General features: G+C 54.9%; 14 protein-coding genes. 11 read left to right on the forward strand and 3 right to left on the reverse strand.

The window, feature by feature from the left end:
* Nucleotides 1-100: 100 nt before the first annotated feature.
* On the reverse strand, nucleotides 101-1,291 hold the full coding sequence (malE, locus tag LH86_RS06520) for a maltose/maltodextrin ABC transporter substrate-binding protein MalE (RefSeq protein ID WP_039299456.1): 1,191 nt from the start codon (nucleotides 1,289-1,291) through the stop codon (nucleotides 101-103).
* 373 nt (nucleotides 1,292-1,664) lie between these two features.
* Between malE and malK the strand changes: the two genes are divergently transcribed.
* From malK to ubiA, 5 genes are all read left to right on the forward strand, one after another.
* Complete coding sequence (malK, locus tag LH86_RS06525) at nucleotides 1,665-2,774, forward strand: maltose/maltodextrin ABC transporter ATP-binding protein MalK (protein ID WP_039289316.1); 1,110 nt, start codon at nucleotides 1,665-1,667, stop codon at nucleotides 2,772-2,774.
* 42 nt (nucleotides 2,775-2,816) lie between these two features.
* Nucleotides 2,817-4,139, forward strand: coding sequence for a maltoporin (locus LH86_RS06530; protein WP_039299459.1), 1,323 nt, complete (start codon nucleotides 2,817-2,819; stop codon nucleotides 4,137-4,139).
* 99 nt (nucleotides 4,140-4,238) lie between these two features.
* A complete protein-coding gene (gene malM, locus LH86_RS06535) occupies nucleotides 4,239-5,189 on the forward strand; it encodes a maltose operon protein MalM (RefSeq protein WP_039299462.1) in 951 nt (316 codons plus the stop codon).
* Between the two features lie 438 nt (nucleotides 5,190-5,627).
* Nucleotides 5,628-6,137 (forward strand): chorismate lyase, encoded by a 510-nt coding sequence (gene ubiC, locus LH86_RS06540; RefSeq protein WP_039299465.1) that lies wholly within the window; start codon nucleotides 5,628-5,630, stop codon nucleotides 6,135-6,137.
* Nucleotides 6,137-7,009: a 4-hydroxybenzoate octaprenyltransferase gene (gene ubiA / locus LH86_RS06545; protein ID WP_039299466.1), complete on the forward strand. Its 873-nt coding sequence runs from the start codon at nucleotides 6,137-6,139 to the stop codon at nucleotides 7,007-7,009. Before ubiC ends, ubiA begins: the two co-directional genes overlap by 1 nt.
* A 60-nt stretch (nucleotides 7,010-7,069) precedes the next feature.
* Here ubiA and plsB read toward each other — a convergent pair whose 3' ends face one another.
* Complete coding sequence (gene plsB, locus LH86_RS06550) at nucleotides 7,070-9,499, reverse strand: glycerol-3-phosphate 1-O-acyltransferase PlsB (RefSeq protein ID WP_039299469.1); 2,430 nt, start codon at nucleotides 9,497-9,499, stop codon at nucleotides 7,070-7,072.
* Between the two features lie 131 nt (nucleotides 9,500-9,630).
* Here plsB and LH86_RS06555 point away from each other — a divergent pair, with 131 nt between their 5' ends.
* The 4 genes from LH86_RS06555 to LH86_RS06570 all read left to right on the forward strand — a co-directional run bounded on the left by LH86_RS06555 (nucleotide 9,631) and on the right by LH86_RS06570 (nucleotide 12,573).
* A complete protein-coding gene (locus LH86_RS06555) occupies nucleotides 9,631-9,999 on the forward strand; it encodes a diacylglycerol kinase (protein ID WP_008455840.1) in 369 nt (122 codons plus the stop codon).
* A 109-nt stretch (nucleotides 10,000-10,108) separates the two neighbouring features.
* Nucleotides 10,109-10,717 (forward strand): transcriptional repressor LexA, encoded by a 609-nt coding sequence (lexA, locus tag LH86_RS06560; RefSeq protein WP_038476699.1) that lies wholly within the window; start codon nucleotides 10,109-10,111, stop codon nucleotides 10,715-10,717.
* Nucleotides 10,718-10,794: 77 nt separating this feature from the next.
* Nucleotides 10,795-12,129 (forward strand): MATE family efflux transporter DinF, encoded by a 1,335-nt coding sequence (dinF, locus tag LH86_RS06565; protein ID WP_039299474.1) that lies wholly within the window; start codon nucleotides 10,795-10,797, stop codon nucleotides 12,127-12,129.
* A 234-nt stretch (nucleotides 12,130-12,363) separates the two neighbouring features.
* Nucleotides 12,364-12,573, forward strand: a complete 210-nt coding sequence (locus LH86_RS06570) for a CsbD family protein (RefSeq protein ID WP_039289331.1) — start codon at nucleotides 12,364-12,366, stop codon at nucleotides 12,571-12,573.
* 71 nt (nucleotides 12,574-12,644) lie between these two features.
* On the opposite strand, the gene zur is transcribed toward LH86_RS06570, so the two are convergent.
* Complete coding sequence (gene zur / locus LH86_RS06575; RefSeq protein WP_008455832.1) at nucleotides 12,645-13,157, reverse strand: zinc uptake transcriptional repressor Zur; 513 nt, start codon at nucleotides 13,155-13,157, stop codon at nucleotides 12,645-12,647.
* Nucleotides 13,158-13,252: 95 nt separating this feature from the next.
* Here zur and LH86_RS06580 point away from each other — a divergent pair, with 95 nt between their 5' ends.
* Nucleotides 13,253-13,756 (forward strand): cupin domain-containing protein, encoded by a 504-nt coding sequence (locus LH86_RS06580; protein ID WP_039299477.1) that lies wholly within the window; start codon nucleotides 13,253-13,255, stop codon nucleotides 13,754-13,756.
* A 171-nt stretch (nucleotides 13,757-13,927) separates the two neighbouring features.
* On the forward strand, nucleotides 13,928-15,235 hold the full coding sequence (locus LH86_RS06585; RefSeq protein WP_039299480.1) for a conjugal transfer protein TraF: 1,308 nt from the start codon (nucleotides 13,928-13,930) through the stop codon (nucleotides 15,233-15,235).
* The last annotated feature ends 8 nt before the right edge of the window (nucleotides 15,236-15,243 follow it).

Below are 15,243 nucleotides of genomic sequence, written 5' to 3' on the forward strand. Positions count from 1 at the left end.
CTAACCCTCTCCCCAAGGGGGAGAGGGGACAGAAAGGGCCGGACTCAATCTGAATTCCCCCTCTCCCCTATGGGGAGAGGGCCGGGGTGAGGGGCAAGGTTTACTTAGTGATACGTCCCTGAGCATCTTTCAGCGCAGCATCAACGGTCTGGCGGCCGCTAACGGCGTTGATAACTGCCGTGCGCACGGCATACCAGAAAGCAGACATCTGAGGAATATTCGGCATAATCTCGCCCTTCTGGGCGTTATTCATGGTGGCGGCAATACGTGGATCTTTCGCCAACTGCTCCTGGAACGATTTCAGCGCCACGGCACCGAGCGGTTTGTCCTTATTCACATCCGCCAGACCCTGGTCGGTCAACAGGTAGTTCTCAAGGAACTCTTTCGCCAGTTCTTTATTCGGGCTGGCGGCGTTGATACCGGCGCTCAGGACGCCCACGAATGGTTTAGACGGCTTGCCTTTAAAGGTAGGCAGCAGCGTCACGCCGTAGTTGATTTTGCTCTTGTCGATGTTAGACCAGGCCCAGGGCCCGTTAATCGTCATCGCCGTTTCGCCCTTATTGAACGCGGCTTCGGCGATTGAGTAGTCGGTGTCGGCGTTCATCTGCTTGTTCTTGATCATATCAACCAGGAAGCTGAGACCCGCTTTTGCACCTGCGCTGTCTACGCCCACATCTTTCACATCATATTTGCCGTTTTCGAACTTGAAGGCATAGCCGCCGTCTGCCGCAATCAGCGGCCAGGTGAAGTACGGTTCCTGCAGGTTGAACATCAGCGCGCTCTTACCTTTCGCCTTCAGCTCTTTATCCAGGGCGGGGATCTCCTCCCAGGTTTTCGGCGGGTTTGGAACCAGGTCTTTGTTATAAATCAGCGACAGCGCTTCTACCGCAATGGGGTAGGCAATGAATTTGCCGTTGTAGCGAACAGCGTCCCAGGTGAACGGATAGAGCTTGTCCTGGAAGGCTTTGTCTGGGGTGATTTCGGCCAGCAGGCCGGATTGCGCATAGCCTCCAAAGCGGTCATGAGCCCAGAAGATAATATCCGGGCCATCGCCGGTTGCCGCCACCTGAGGGAATTTTTCTTCAAGTTTATCAGGATGTTCAATGGTGACTTTAATACCGGTATCTTTCTCAAACTTCTTACCGACTTCGGCCAGGCCGTTGTAGCCTTTATCGCCGTTAATCCAGATGACCAGTTTGCCTTCTTCGATTTTTGCCAGTGCAGAGGCGGAAAGCATCATCGTCGTCAGGGCTGACAGAGCGAGGATACGGGCGCCGGTTTTAATTTTCATGTTCCCATCCTTTGAGTGGTGGTGTGCGCTTTATAGGGTAGTGCAGATTAACGTTGCTAAGTCTGCGGAGATGGCAAGCGCTTCTCATCCTCCTTTGCTCTACGCCCCTGAGTGGTTATCTGTGATCTGCTTTGCATAACTGGCCGTTATGTGTCCTGGCGCACATAAAAACGCAGTGAAAATTGAAACCACGATCACGAAAATCCCTTGTGCCACCTGCAACCGGTTGCAGATGCCCCTGCCTCATCCTCCCGCCTCCTCCCCCATAAAAAAGCGTTAGGGTGGAGGATTTACCAAATGTCGCTTTCCCTCATAGTCGGACACATCTTGAAGCACCTGTCCGACGGCAGGCGGCAGTAATGAGGGAGTGGTAATGGCGAGCGTGCAGCTACGGAACGTAACAAAAGCCTGGGGTGACGTGGTGGTGTCGAAAGACATCAATCTCGACATCAATGAAGGAGAATTCGTGGTTTTTGTCGGGCCATCAGGCTGCGGTAAATCAACGCTGCTGAGAATGATCGCGGGGCTTGAAACTATCACCAGCGGTGAACTGCTGATTGGTGAAAAGCGCATGAACGATATCCCTCCCGCCGAGCGTGGCGTGGGGATGGTGTTTCAGTCTTACGCCCTCTATCCCCACCTGTCTGTCGCGGAAAACATGTCCTTCGGCCTGAAGCTTGCCGGGGCAAAAAAAGACGATATCAACCAGCGGGTGAATCAGGTTTCTGAAACCCTGCAGCTCGCGCATCTGCTGGACCGCCGCCCGAAGGCGCTGTCCGGTGGGCAACGCCAGCGTGTGGCGATTGGTCGAACGCTGGTCGCGGAGCCTCGAGTCTTCCTGCTGGATGAGCCGCTTTCAAATCTTGATGCGGCGCTGCGCGTGCAGATGCGTATCGAGATATCCCGTCTGCACAAGCGTCTGGGCCGCACGATGATTTACGTCACCCATGACCAGATTGAGGCGATGACCCTGGCCGACAAAATCGTCGTGCTGGATGCTGGCCGCGTCGCGCAGGTTGGGAAGCCGCTCGAGCTGTATCACTACCCGGCTGACCGCTTTGTAGCGGGATTCATCGGGTCGCCAAAAATGAACTTCCTGCCGGTAAAAGTGACCGCGACGGCCATTGACCAGGTGCAGGTGGAATTGCCTAACCGTCAGCATGTCTGGCTGCCGGTGGAAAGCCGCAACGTTCAGGTGGGGGCCAATATGTCACTTGGCATTCGCCCGGAACACCTGCTGCCGAGCGACATTGCTGACGTCACCCTTGAAGGGGAAGTGCAGGTCGTTGAGCAGTTGGGACATGAGACTCAGATTCACATCCAAATCCCCGCCATTCGTCAAAACCTGGTCTACCGCCAGAACGACGTGGTGTTGGTAAAAGAGGGTGCCACATTCGCTATTGGCCTGCCGCCAGAGCGCTGCCATCTGTTCCGAGAAGATGGCACCGCATGTCGTCGGTTGCATCAAGAGCCCGGCGTTTAAGCATTCCCATAAAAAATAAAAGCAATGATCTCAGGAGATAGAATGATGATTACTCTGCGCAAACTCCCACTGGCGGTCGCCGTCATTGCAGGCATCGTGTCTGCACAGGCTGGCGCCGTTGATTTCAAGGGCTATGCACGTTCTGGTATTGGCTGGACCGGTAGCGGCGGCGAGCAGCAGTGTTTTAAAGCGACAGGTGCCGGTTCTAAATACCGTCTGGGTAACGAATGTGAAACTTATGCTGAAGTTGAGTTAGGTCAGCAAGTTTGGCAAGAAGGTGAAAAAAGCTTCTACGTTGACACCATGATTGGCTATGCCACCAGCCAGCTGAACGACGTTGAAGACACCGACGGTGGCCCGCGTGTACGCCAGATGAATGTCGTGGGTAAAAACCTGATCGACGCGCTGCCGGGCGCGAACATTTGGGCAGGTAAGCGTTACTACAAGCGTCATGACGTACACATGATCGACTTCTACTACTGGGATATCTCAGGCCCTGGCGGCGGTATCGAAGATATCGATCTGGGCTTCGGTAAACTCTCTCTTGCAGCAACCCGTAATGGTGAAGCCGGTGGTTCAGAGGCCTTTATCAACGGTTCTACCAAAAATAAAGACCTGGCGAACGATATCTTTGATATTCGTTTAGGCCAGATGCAAGTGAACCCTGGCGGCTCTCTGGAAGTTGGTTTTGACTACGGTCGTGCAAACACCACCAAGCACTACGATTTTGTTGAGCAGGATGCGACTAAAAATGGTTGGTTGGGAACCGTGGAACATACCCAGACCTTCCTCGGCACCAGCCTGAACAAATTTGTTGTGCAGTACGGCACTAACGCCATGGCGCAGACCAACGGTACCGGTCGTCCGGATACTTCCAGAAACAACGATGGCAAAATGCTGCGCGTGATTGACCACGGGGCTATCGACTTCAACGATACCTGGGGCCTGATGTATGTGGGTATGTACCAGGATATCAACCGCGATGATAACAACGGCACCAAATGGTGGACCGTGGGCGTTCGTCCTATGTACAAATGGACGCCAATCATGAGCACCTTGATGGAAGTTGGCTACGACAACGTGAAGTCTCAGCTGACCGACAAGAGCAACAATCAGTACAAAATCACCCTGGCGCAACAGTGGCAGGCGGGCAACAGTATCTGGTCTCGTCCGGCTATCCGCGTCTTCGCGACCTACGCCAAGTGGGATGAGAAGTGGGGTTACTCTTCCAGTGACGCCGGCGATGCTAACTACGTTGCGAACACCCCATCCGGCATTGCTTTCGCCGATACCAGCGCCCGTACTTTCAGCCGCGGCAACGACAGCGAAGTCACCTTCGGTATTCAGATGGAAGCCTGGTGGTAAGTTAACCCACTGCGCGGGTGCTTAGCGCCCGCCAGTTTCACATGCCTGACCCGTCTCTTTTTTGCCTGAAGGAGACGGGTTCGCTTCGAGGATAAAACAATGAAAAAACATCTTCTTGCGCTTTGCCTGCTTCCCGTTCTGGGCCTATCGTCCGTGCCGGCTTCTTTTGCCGCCAATACGGCGATTAACCCACAAAACGTCTCTACCGCACCGTCTATTCCTGCGGACAAATTACAAAGCCTGCCATGGGTTCCGTTGATACCTCCCGTCAGCCAGGACGTGGTGCTGAGCGCCTCTTCGGCCAGCATTAATGTCGGAGAGCTCACCGGGAGTGTGGCCGCCTTCGTGCTGCCAGCGGATCAGGGCTCACTGGAAATCACGTTGTCTAGCGTGGTTAAAGACCTAAGCGTTTATGCGCCAAACGTTCTGATTCTCGACGGGCAGATGCAGCCTTCTGCTTTCTTCCCGAGCAGTTACTTCCAGTACCAGAAACCGGGCATGACCTCCGGTAACCGTCTGGAAAACGTCATGAAACTGACCCCGATGATGGGGCAGAAACAGATCTACATGCTCGTCTACACCACGAAACGTGACCTGACAGAAACCACTCGGATGATTAACCCGGCGAAGCTCTATGCGGAAGGTGCAAGTAACGCCATTCCTGACGTTGCCGACCCGGTTGCCCGCCACAGTGGACAGGGCTCGTTGACAGTGCAGGTCAAAACTGAGCAGAACAGCGGCAACATCATGATCGGTAAGATCTTTGGTGGGTCAGATGCGAAACCTGTTGTGGTGGGTAACGTAGCGCCACCGACGGCCTACTCGGCACCGGCTGCAGCACCAGCACCAGTAGCAGCGCCAGCTCCGGCGCCTGCCGCGAAGAGCGAACCTATGCTCAATGATACGGAAAGCTATTTTAACCGCGCCATTAAACAGGCGGTGGATAAAGGCGACATCGATAAAGCCCTGAAACTGCTGAATGAAGCCGAGCGTCTGGGTTCCACCTCCGCCCGTAAAACTTTTATCAGCAGTGTAAAAGGCAAGGGGTAAGCATTTCCCCACGTTGCTGATGCTTGAAGTATTGGTGCGCTCAGGCGCACCTTTTTTTTCCCCGTCATAATTCAAGCCACAGGGGTGTTGGCTGCACTTTGGTTATTCAGCTCATCCATGAGCTTCACCCTTTCAGGGCCGTTGCTGGCAACGTTCAAATCTGCTCCCGGCAGATTTGTCACCCCAGTCACTTATTTATATAAGCTCCTGGAGATTATTCCCCCTACGGGGCCGCAGTAAACTGCGTTCAAAGTCGCTTACGCGAATTTGTCACCCCCTTGCCGCCTGGGTGTGACTGGAATTATTTAGGGGAAAGAGGGAATAGCATTTCCTGTTGCTCAATTGTTGCGGTATTTGCCGCGTGTGTTGCCATTGTCTGCCCGCACAGAGATGTTCTGCGTTACAATGCCATCAGGTTATGTATCGGAGAGTATTCCCATGTCCGACGCGCTGTCGCCGTTGCGCGCCCTGAATTTCTACACGGAGGTCCCGCAAGGGCTTAGCTCCGCTTATCTCGACTGGCTGTTGCTGGAAGATTCGATGACGAAACGCTTCGAACAGCATTGCCAAAAAGTCACCGTCCGCATCGTGCGTGAAGGTTTTGTCCCTGCTGGCAATGATTTGCCCGAAGCCGATTTATTACCCGCCTCTGAGCGTTACTGGCTGCGGGAAATTATCCTCTGCGGGGATGACGAACCCTGGCTACTGGGCCGCACGGTGGTGCCGGAAAGCACGCTTGATGGCCCTGAACTGGCGCTGCAAAAGCTTGGCGACACGCCGCTCGGGCGCTACCTTTTTAGTTCATCAACCCTGACGCGTGACTATATTGAGATTGGCCGCAGCGCCGAACTGTGGGGACGGCGTTCGCGGCTGAGACTGTCCGGTAAGCCTTTGTTGCTGACAGAACTGTTCCTGCCGGCGTCTCCGCTGTATGAAGAGGAAAAATAATGGAGTGGAGTCTTAAGCAGGGAAAACTGCTGGCTTATCACCGGCTGATGCGAACCGATAAGCCTATTGGCGCTTTGTTGCTGCTCTGGCCAACGCTGTGGGCGCTGTGGGTGGCAACGCCGGGCTTACCTTCGCTGCTGAATCTGGTTGTTTTTATCGCCGGCGTCTGGCTGATGCGCGCCGCGGGCTGCGTGGTGAACGATTATGCCGACCGCAAATTTGACGGCCACGTTAAGCGTACCGCGCAGCGTCCGCTTCCCAGCGGCGCAGTTTCTGAGAAAGAAGCGAAGATCCTGTTTGCGGTACTGGTGGGCCTGGCTTTCCTGCTGGTGCTGACGCTCAACACCATGACGATCCTGCTGTCCGTGGCCGGGCTGGCGCTGGCGTGGGTGTATCCGTTTATGAAGCGCTACACCCATCTGCCTCAGGTGGTGCTGGGTGCCGCTTTTGGCTGGTCCATTCCCATGGCATTTGCTGCCGCCAGCGAATCGGTGCCGTTAAGCTGCTGGCTGATGTTCCTCGCCAATATTTGCTGGACCGTGGCGTACGACACGCAGTATGCGATGGTCGACCGCGACGACGACCTGAAGATTGGGATTAAGTCGACGGCGATCCTGTTTGGCCGCAACGATAAGCTGATTATCGGCCTGCTGCAAATCGCCACTATGCTGTTGATGGGCGTTGTGGGCTGGCTAAACGGGCTGGGTGGCACGTTCTACTGGTCAATTTTGCTGGCGGGCGGGCTGTTTGTGCATCAGCAGAAGCTGATTGCCAAACGCGAGCGTGAAGGCTGCTTTAAAGCGTTTATGAACAATAACTATGTCGGGCTGGTGCTGTTCCTGGGCCTGGCGTTGAGCTATCTGCATTTCTGAGTCAGTCTTCAGGCAATAAAAAAGGCGGGTTAATTACCCGCCTTTTTCGTTTCCGCAGAATTAAGAAACCGCGTCCTGGGAAGCGGAACTCTCAATCGTCAGACGTACGTCCGAGGTCACAAGGTCCGCTAGCATCTGGTAAACCTTGATGGTTTCGGTGGCGTCCGCATCACCGGTATCGCTGATATAGCCTTCATCGCGCAGGGTAAGGACCAGCGAGGTAAAGACTGCTTTATCAAAGAATTCCGGGGCGTTAATGCCGTGCAGAACGGACAGGCGCTGTGCCACCGTGCGGCTTTCGCGCTCCAGCGTCCCGCGGTTGATCGACGGGTTAGCGCTCAGCTGCCAGAAGGTGATGGCATACCGCTGCACTGTCTCGCGCACGCCCGCCGCCAAAAGCTGCAGAGTGCGTGAGCGGTGAGGGTTGATCTGCACTTCGTCACCGACAACCATGACCAGACCCTGACGCTCCATCTCGGCGATCAGCGCATCAATTTCTCTGCCCAGCTCGCTCTTTTCCCAACGCAGGAACAGCTCGGCTTTCAGCATCGGATAAATGACTTCTATCTGACGCAGCAGCTCTGCGCGCGCGATGTGGCGATGCTGAGTGATGATGGACGCCATCAGCGACGGCAACACCAGCATGTGCATGATGTTGTTGCGATAATAGGTCATCAACACGGCCTGCTCGCGCGGCAGAATGATGATGTCACCGATGGTGTCTTTCTCCACCTCGAACTTGTTCATCTGCAGTGCGTGGTCGATCAGCGCATTGGCGGAAACCGTTGGTGCGGTGGCATCCGGGGAATACGGCACGTTACGCAGCAGGTTGAGGTAGCAGTCGAGCTGTTCGGTGAGCTGTTCACGGGTCAGCGAGCGCTGGCGTGAAGCAAGCAGCGCGGTACAGCACAGGTTCATGGCGTTAGCGGCCCCTGCGTTGTTGATGCGCACCATCAGATCGGCGGCGATATCGTTCACCGTTGGCGTCAGCCAGGCCGGGCGAATTGCTTCTATCGGATCGATAGAGTCTTTCCATTCCGGCACATGCTGGTTCAGGTAGGTCATCAGCGGCAGCGGTTCACCGAAGTTAACGTAACCCTGGCCGAGGTTGCGCAGCTTACTCAGGCCGCGCACCATCTGCATGAAGCTCTCTTTTTCTTTGGTCGCACCGCGCAGCTCTTTCGCGTAAGTGCCCACTTCCATGACGTGCTCGTAACCGATGTAGATCGGCACCAGAGTGATCGGGCGGGTGCCGCCGCGCAGCATGGCCTGAATCGTCATCGACAGCGTGCCGGTCTTAGGATCCAGCAAGCGGCCGGTACGGGAACGGCCACCCTCTACAAAATACTCAACGGAATAGCCGCGGCTGAACAGCTCGCCCAGGTATTCGCGGAACACCGTGGAGTAAAGCTTGTTGCCCTTGAAGGTACGGCGAATAAAGAACGCGCCCAGGCGGCGGAAAATCGGGCCGGCTGGCCAGAAGTTCAGGTTGATCCCGGCGGCGATGTGCGGCGGAACCAGCCCCTGGTGATAAAGCACGTAGGAAAGCAGCAGATAATCCATGTGGCTGCGGTGGCAGGGCACATAGACGATTTCGTGGCCGTCATGGGCAAGCTGGCGCACACGCTCGGCGTTGTGCACGTTAATGCCCTGATAGAGGCGGTTCCAGGTTAATCCTAACACGCGGTCTGTCAGACGTACGGCTTCGTAGGAGAAGTTCGCGGCGATTTCTTCCATCAGAGCGACGGCGTTTTGCTGCGCTTTTTCGTGGGAGATTTTCTTGCTGCGGGCTTCATCTTCTACCGCGCGGGCAATGGCTTTTGATGCCAGCAGCTTGTTGAAGAGGTCCTGGCGAACCGGCAGGCGCGGGCCAACGGCAGCCAGGCGCTGGCGGGCAAAGTGAGTGCGCGCCACGCGAGCCAGTTTTTGGGCGATAATCTTGTCCGTACCGTGTTCGGTTGCCATGCGGCGAAGCGACACTGGCGGCGAGAAACGCACGAAGCTATCGCGACCCAGCCAGGAAACTGCAAAGAATTTCTGGACGCCGTTCAGCGTGCGTAAAGGCGGGTTGATTTCGCCTTTTTCGCGCCCTGGCGAGCGGCCGAACATCACGGAAACCGGCACCATCTGTACATCGAGATCGGGATTGCTGCGGTGCAGATCCAGATAATCGTGGAACAGTTTTACCGACTCTTCTTTTGGCGTGTAATAGGTAAAGACGCGCGGCCCGCCGTGGATAAACACGTAGCGCGGCAGCAGTACGCCGTCAATTTCCAGAGGTTCCAGCGGGTCGGGCAGGTCGTGATCCAGACATTGGGCACGCAGCGTCAGTAAGTCTGCCTTAGAATTGTAGGGCAGGACGTACATGATGGGGCGTGAAGGGTCCAGACCGAGTTCGGTTTGCGGATCCGCCGGGATAGACTTGCTCTTTACCAGAACGCTTAATGGTAAATTCAGTAATTTGTAGTAAATTCTTGGCCAGCCTGACATAAATGATGTAAAGCCTCAGGTTAATAATGCAAATGCGCCGCAAGGATATCAGAAACTCTGGGGAATTTCTGTGGCGCTGCGATTTAGACTCAATGAGCATTGACGCTCAATCTTTAAAAAGGTTTCCTTGAATGGCGAATAATACCACTGGCATCACCCGCATTATTAAGGCTGCAGGCTACTCGTGGAAAGGGCTCCGTGCGGCCTGGATCAACGAAGCCGCCTTTCGTCAGGAGGGCGTGGCTGCGGTCATCGCTATCATCATCGCCTGCTGGCTGGACGTGGACCCCATCACGCGTATTTTACTGATTGGCTCGGTTGTTTTGGTGATGATTGTCGAAATCCTCAACAGCGCCATTGAAGCGCTGGTTGACCGTGTCGGCACCGAGTACCACGAGCTTTCAGGGCGAGCCAAAGATATGGGTTCAGCCGCCGTATTGATAGCGATTATCCTTGCGGTTGCGACCTGGGCCACCTTGCTTTGGTCACATTTGCGATAGCCCTTCCAGAATAGTTTAAGTCGCTGGTTTTTTGCTTAATTTGTGGTTTCAAAATCGCCCGGGGCTGTATATACTCACAGCATAACTGTATAAACACCCAGGGGGCGGAATGAAAGCACTAACTACCAGGCAGCAAGAGGTGTTTGATCTCATTCGGGATCATATCAACCAGACCGGCATGCCACCTACGCGCGCCGAAATTGCACAACGTCTGGGGTTCCGTTCTCCAAACGCAGCGGAAGAGCATCTTAAAGCGCTGGCACGTAAAGGTGCCATCGAGATTGTTTCTGGTGCATCACGCGGTATTCGTCTGCTGGTTGAAGAAGAAAGTGGCCTGCCGCTGGTGGGCCGCGTTGCCGCCGGTGAGCCGCTGCTGGCGCAACAGCACATCGAAGGCCACTACCAGGTTGACCCTTCTCTGTTCAAGCCGAATGCCGACTTCCTGCTGCGCGTCAGCGGCATGTCGATGAAAGATATCGGCATCATGGACGGTGATTTATTAGCGGTACACAAAACTCAGGACGTGCGCAACGGCCAGGTCGTTGTCGCGCGTATCGACGATGAAGTGACCGTGAAACGCCTGAAAAAGCAGGGTAACACCGTGCACCTGCTGCCGGAAAACAGCGAGTTCCAGCCTATCGTGGTCGATCTTCGCGAGCAGAATTTTAGCATTGAAGGCCTGGCCGTCGGGGTGATCCGCAACGGCGAATGGCTGTAACACCTCTTCCGGTGGTGCGGTAAATCTGCCGTACCACCTGCCTTAAACACCTCTCAATTTTCCCCTGGATCATTCCCATGCGATTCTTTTCGTCAACGGATGGTGCGCTGTGGCGGCTTGCGCTGCCGATGATTTTTTCCAACATTACCGTGCCGCTGCTGGGCCTGGTCGATACGGCGGTCATTGGTCATCTTGATAGCCCGACTTATCTCGGCGGGGTGGCTATCGGCGCCACGGCGACCAGTTTCCTCTTTATGCTGCTGCTTTTTCTGCGCATGAGCACCACCGGGTTAACGGCGCAGGCTTTTGGTGCGAACGATCCGCAGCGGCTGGCGCGCGCGCTGGTTCAACCCCTGATGCTGGCGCTGATAGCCGGGCTGGCTATCGTGGTCCTGCGTTATCCACTGATCAACCTTGCGCTGCACGTTGTTGGCGGCAATGACGAGGTGCTGTATCAGGCAAGGCGGTTCCTGGAGATCCGCTGGCTGAGCGCCCCGGCATCGCTGGCTAACCTCGTGCTGTTAGGCTGGTTGCTTGGCGTGCAGTATGCGCGGGCGCCGGTCATTCTGCTGGTCGTCGGCAATTTGATTAATATCGTGCTCGACCTCTGGCTGGTGATGGGGCTGCACATGAACGTGCAGGGGGCGGCGTTGGCCACGGCGGTGTCCGAATATGCCACGTTTATTATCGGCCTGGTGATGGTGCGGAAGGTACTGAAGCTGCGGGGTATTAGCTGGGCTCGTCTTAAGACGGCCTGGCAGGGGGATTTACGCAAGCTGCTGGCGCTTAACCGCGACATTATGCTGCGTTCGCTGCTGCTGCAAATTTGCTTTGCTTCCATCACCATTTTTGGAGCGCGTCTCGGCAGCGAAATTGTCGCCGTTAACGCCGTGCTGATGACGCTGTTGACCTTTACCGCTTATGCGCTGGACGGCTTTGCTTACGCCGTGGAAGCCCATTCAGGGCAGGCCTACGGGGCGCGTAACCGTGGGCAGTTGCTCGAGGTTTGGGGGGCCGCGTGCAGGCAGGCGGGGCTGGTTGCGCTAGCGTTTGCCGCAATTTATGCCTTTGCCGGGGAGCAAATTGTCGCGCTGCTCACTTCCCTGCCGGAGCTTCGTGTTCTGGCAAATCATTACCTCGCCTGGCAGGTTATTTTGCCGGTCGTGGGCGTTTGGTGCTACCTGCTGGACGGTATGTTTATCGGCGCGACGCGGGGGGCCGAAATGCGAAACAGCATGGCGGTTGCGGCGTTGGGCTTTGGCGTGACGATGCTTACTCTGCCTTTGTGGGGCAACCACGCTCTGTGGCTGTCGCTGGCGGTGTTTTTAGCCTTGCGTGGCCTGTCGCTTGGCGTCATCTGGCGACGCCACTGGCGCAATAACACCTGGTTCGCTACTTCGGGCGGCCACTGATCCTGCTTCCAGGCCTTCGTTAACCCATCTTCTATCGTGCTGATTTCTCGTTTTTAAGGCGAGGAATCAGCATGTCATCGTTTTTAAGAATGGTTAAAGATTCTGAGTTTTAAATTTAACTCAGAATCCTTGTCTACAATTACCTTTACATCCAGCAGACAGTGGGTGTGTTCCAGAAAGTCAGCATCCTGCAGCCTGGATGCAAAATCTAAACCGAACGATGAGGAGATGACGATGAATAAGGACGAAATCGGCGGTAACTGGAAGCAGTTCAAAGGTACGATCAAAGAGAAATGGGGTAAGCTGACCGATGACGATATGACCGTCATCGAAGGGAAGCGTGACCAGCTGGTAGGTAAAATCCAGGAACGCTACGGCTACGCCAAAGACCAGGCAGAGAAAGAAGTGAAGGACTGGGAGTCCGGGAGCAAATACCGCTGGTAACCTGGCGGACCCTCAAATGTGCTACTCAGTAAGACCAATCCTGCCCGGGTACAAGGACGTACCACTCCCTCTTAACGCTTTTTCTTCGGCTGCACTGAATGATCGTGGTCGCAGGCGCCGTGGTGGCTACAGGCTTCAACTTCCGAACAATCAGCACACAGTCCGTGGGCTTCAATCACGTTATGGCGCAGGGCAAACCCCATTTTGGACGCCAGTTTCTGCATAATATCTTCTACACCCTGAGCGGCCTGCTCTTTCACTGCCCCACATCTGTCGCAGATAAACATGGCAGAAGAGTGGGTTGGATGATCGATAAAATTACACAGCACGTAACTGTTGTTGGATTCCACACGGTGCACAAAACCTTGCTCCAGCAGAAAATCCAGCGCGCGATAAACCGTTGGAGGCTTAGCCTGTGGCTCGCTAACGCGCAGGAGATCCAGCAGGTCGTAGGCGCTGATGGCCCCGGTTTGCTCGGCCATAAGGCGCAAAACCTCGAGACGCTGTGGCGTCAGGCGTACATTGCGTTGCAGGCAGAGCTTTTCAGCCTGAGCTAACACGTTTTGCGAAGTTGTGGTATCCATCAGCCTCTCCCGGTCATTGACGCAATACTTTACCATAATGCGGATAAAACGCCGAATCCTGGTACATACTGACCCTATCTACTCAGGAGGAAGTGATGCAAAAACCCGATTGTATTCGTCACTGGTGCGAGCTGGAAGGCGAGGATGACTCAACATATCCGGACAGCACGGAGCTGTTTTCTATTGGCGCGCCTCTTGCCCGTAATTTCGGTTTAACCCGCCTTGGTATTCACCATGAGCGTATTCCCCCAGGCCGCAGAACCTCTTATCCCCATGCGGAGAGCAGCGAAGAGGAGTTTGCTTATGTGCTCGAAGGGCACCCGGAAGTGTGGATCAATGGCCATCTTTGGGCGCTTGAACCGGGCGATAGCGTGGGATTTCCTGCCGGAACCGGCATTTGCCATACCTTTATTAATAATACCGAACAGGATGTGCGGCTATTAGTCGTAGGCGAAGCTAATAAAGCCGAAAATAAAATTTATTACCCGCTAAATCAGTCTTATGCCGTGCAGCGCAAGGATCGCTGGATAGATCATCCGCCTCAATTCTTTGGCCCGCACAACGGTCTTCCTTCACGAAAGCCGAAGGGTAAACTATAAATTAATTAGCATGGAAACAATAAGACGTTAACCCTAAGGATATATCTGGGATCCTGATGGTTCAAATATCCATCTTTTTATCGCGCTATTCACAGCAATAGTCTGCCTCTGTTCAGTCATAACTGTCAGGGGCGAATTACTTCATCTGACAATCAGACAGGCGTGCTGTGAATGAATAAAATAAAATCTTCGGTGGCGACACTCGCCGCAACCTTCTTTATTGCCCATCAGGCCGGGGCGGCAGGGACCTGGTCCGAAGCGCGAAATGATGCGATGGGGGGCACCGGCGTGGCTTCGGCTAATTATGGCAGTGGCGTGTTAATCAACCCGGCGCTATTAGCCCGGTCCAAACCAGACGACAATATTACCGTTATTTTACCGTCTATCGGGGCGCAAATAACGGATAAAGACAACCTCCAGGATCGCATCGACGATATCAGCGATAAAGTTGATAACTATAAACAAGCCATTGGGTCATTAACGCCGCGAGATATTCTTTTAAATCCTAACGGGACGTTAAATCAATTCCGTAGCGCCGCAGGGGATTTAGCCGGTGAGCTTGAAGATTTACGAGGCGAAACGGCGAACGCCAAAGCCGCCGCAGGGATTGCGGTCAGCATACCAAATGACACGCTTTCCGTGGCTTTCGTCACCAAAGCTTACGCCCGTGCAAAAGTCAGCTCCGATATAGACCAGAACGATATCAATTACCTACGCAGTATCCAGAATTCCAGCGCGGTGGCGGGAAGCGTGGCGATTGATGCGGCGTTGAACGGCTCCGACCAAATCACTCGTAACCTGAATTCGACCGCTTCCGGTCGCGCGGCCATTGTTTCTGATTATGGTATCGCTCTCGCCCACAAGTTCGATGTTGGCGGTGTCCCGGTTTCCGTTGGCGTCACGCCAAAGCTGCAGAAAACCTGGCTGTATAACTACACGACATCCATTTACGACTACCGCAGCGGCGACTGGAAGAACAGCCAGTACCGCAACGATGACACCGGATTCAACCTTGACGCTGGCGTGGCGGCCGATTTTGGCGAGAACTGGACCGTTGGCCTGAGCGGCCAAAACCTGGTGTCCCGCGATATCGACACGAAAGATATTCGCATCACTAATGGGCGCACCGGCGAAGTACGGAACTACAAAGATACTTATCAAATTAGCCCGCTGGTCACCGCCGGAGTGGCCTGGCATAACGAGCTGGTGACCCTGAGCGCGGACGGCGATCTGACCGAAACTAAAGGCTTTAAAAGCGAAGCCAATTCCCAGTACGTGGGTGTCGGCGCTGAGGTGAGGCCGCTTTCCTGGCTGGCGCTGCGTGCCGGCTACCGTGCGGACATGAAAAGCAACGACAGCAACGTCTTTACAGGCGGGGTTGGGTTTGCGGCTGGCAAGCACGTCAATATTGATTTGATGGGCCTGTACGGTGAAGACCAAACCTGGGGCGCAGGGGCGCAGCTGAGCGTGGCCTTCTGATGCTGAAT

The organism is Cedecea neteri (assembly GCF_000758325.1).
Taxonomy (GTDB): Bacteria; Pseudomonadota; Gammaproteobacteria; order Enterobacterales; family Enterobacteriaceae; genus Cedecea; species Cedecea neteri_B.

Bases quoted from the DNA above. Each gene is read 5' to 3' on its own strand.
- malE (WP_039299456.1), bottom strand. From the start codon at position 1,291: ATGAAAATTAAAACCGGCGCCCGTATCCTCGCTCTGTCAGCCCTGACG.
- malK (WP_039289316.1), top strand. From the start codon at position 1,665: ATGGCGAGCGTGCAGCTACGGAACGTAACAAAAGCCTGGGGTGACGTG.
- lexA (WP_038476699.1), top strand. From the start codon at position 10,109: ATGAAAGCACTAACTACCAGGCAGCAAGAGGTGTTTGATCTCATTCGG.
- dinF (WP_039299474.1), top strand. From the start codon at position 10,795: ATGCGATTCTTTTCGTCAACGGATGGTGCGCTGTGGCGGCTTGCGCTG.
- LH86_RS06555 (WP_008455840.1), top strand. From the start codon at position 9,631: ATGGCGAATAATACCACTGGCATCACCCGCATTATTAAGGCTGCAGGC.
- LH86_RS06570 (WP_039289331.1), top strand. From the start codon at position 12,364: ATGAATAAGGACGAAATCGGCGGTAACTGGAAGCAGTTCAAAGGTACG.
- LH86_RS06530 (WP_039299459.1), top strand. From the start codon at position 2,817: ATGATGATTACTCTGCGCAAACTCCCACTGGCGGTCGCCGTCATTGCA.
- ubiC (WP_039299465.1), top strand. From the start codon at position 5,628: ATGTCCGACGCGCTGTCGCCGTTGCGCGCCCTGAATTTCTACACGGAG.
- plsB (WP_039299469.1), bottom strand. From the start codon at position 9,499: ATGTCAGGCTGGCCAAGAATTTACTACAAATTACTGAATTTACCATTA.
- zur (WP_008455832.1), bottom strand. From the start codon at position 13,157: ATGGATACCACAACTTCGCAAAACGTGTTAGCTCAGGCTGAAAAGCTC.
- LH86_RS06580 (WP_039299477.1), top strand. From the start codon at position 13,253: ATGCAAAAACCCGATTGTATTCGTCACTGGTGCGAGCTGGAAGGCGAG.
- LH86_RS06585 (WP_039299480.1), top strand. From the start codon at position 13,928: ATGAATAAAATAAAATCTTCGGTGGCGACACTCGCCGCAACCTTCTTT.
- ubiA (WP_039299466.1), top strand. From the start codon at position 6,137: ATGGAGTGGAGTCTTAAGCAGGGAAAACTGCTGGCTTATCACCGGCTG.
- malM (WP_039299462.1), top strand. From the start codon at position 4,239: ATGAAAAAACATCTTCTTGCGCTTTGCCTGCTTCCCGTTCTGGGCCTA.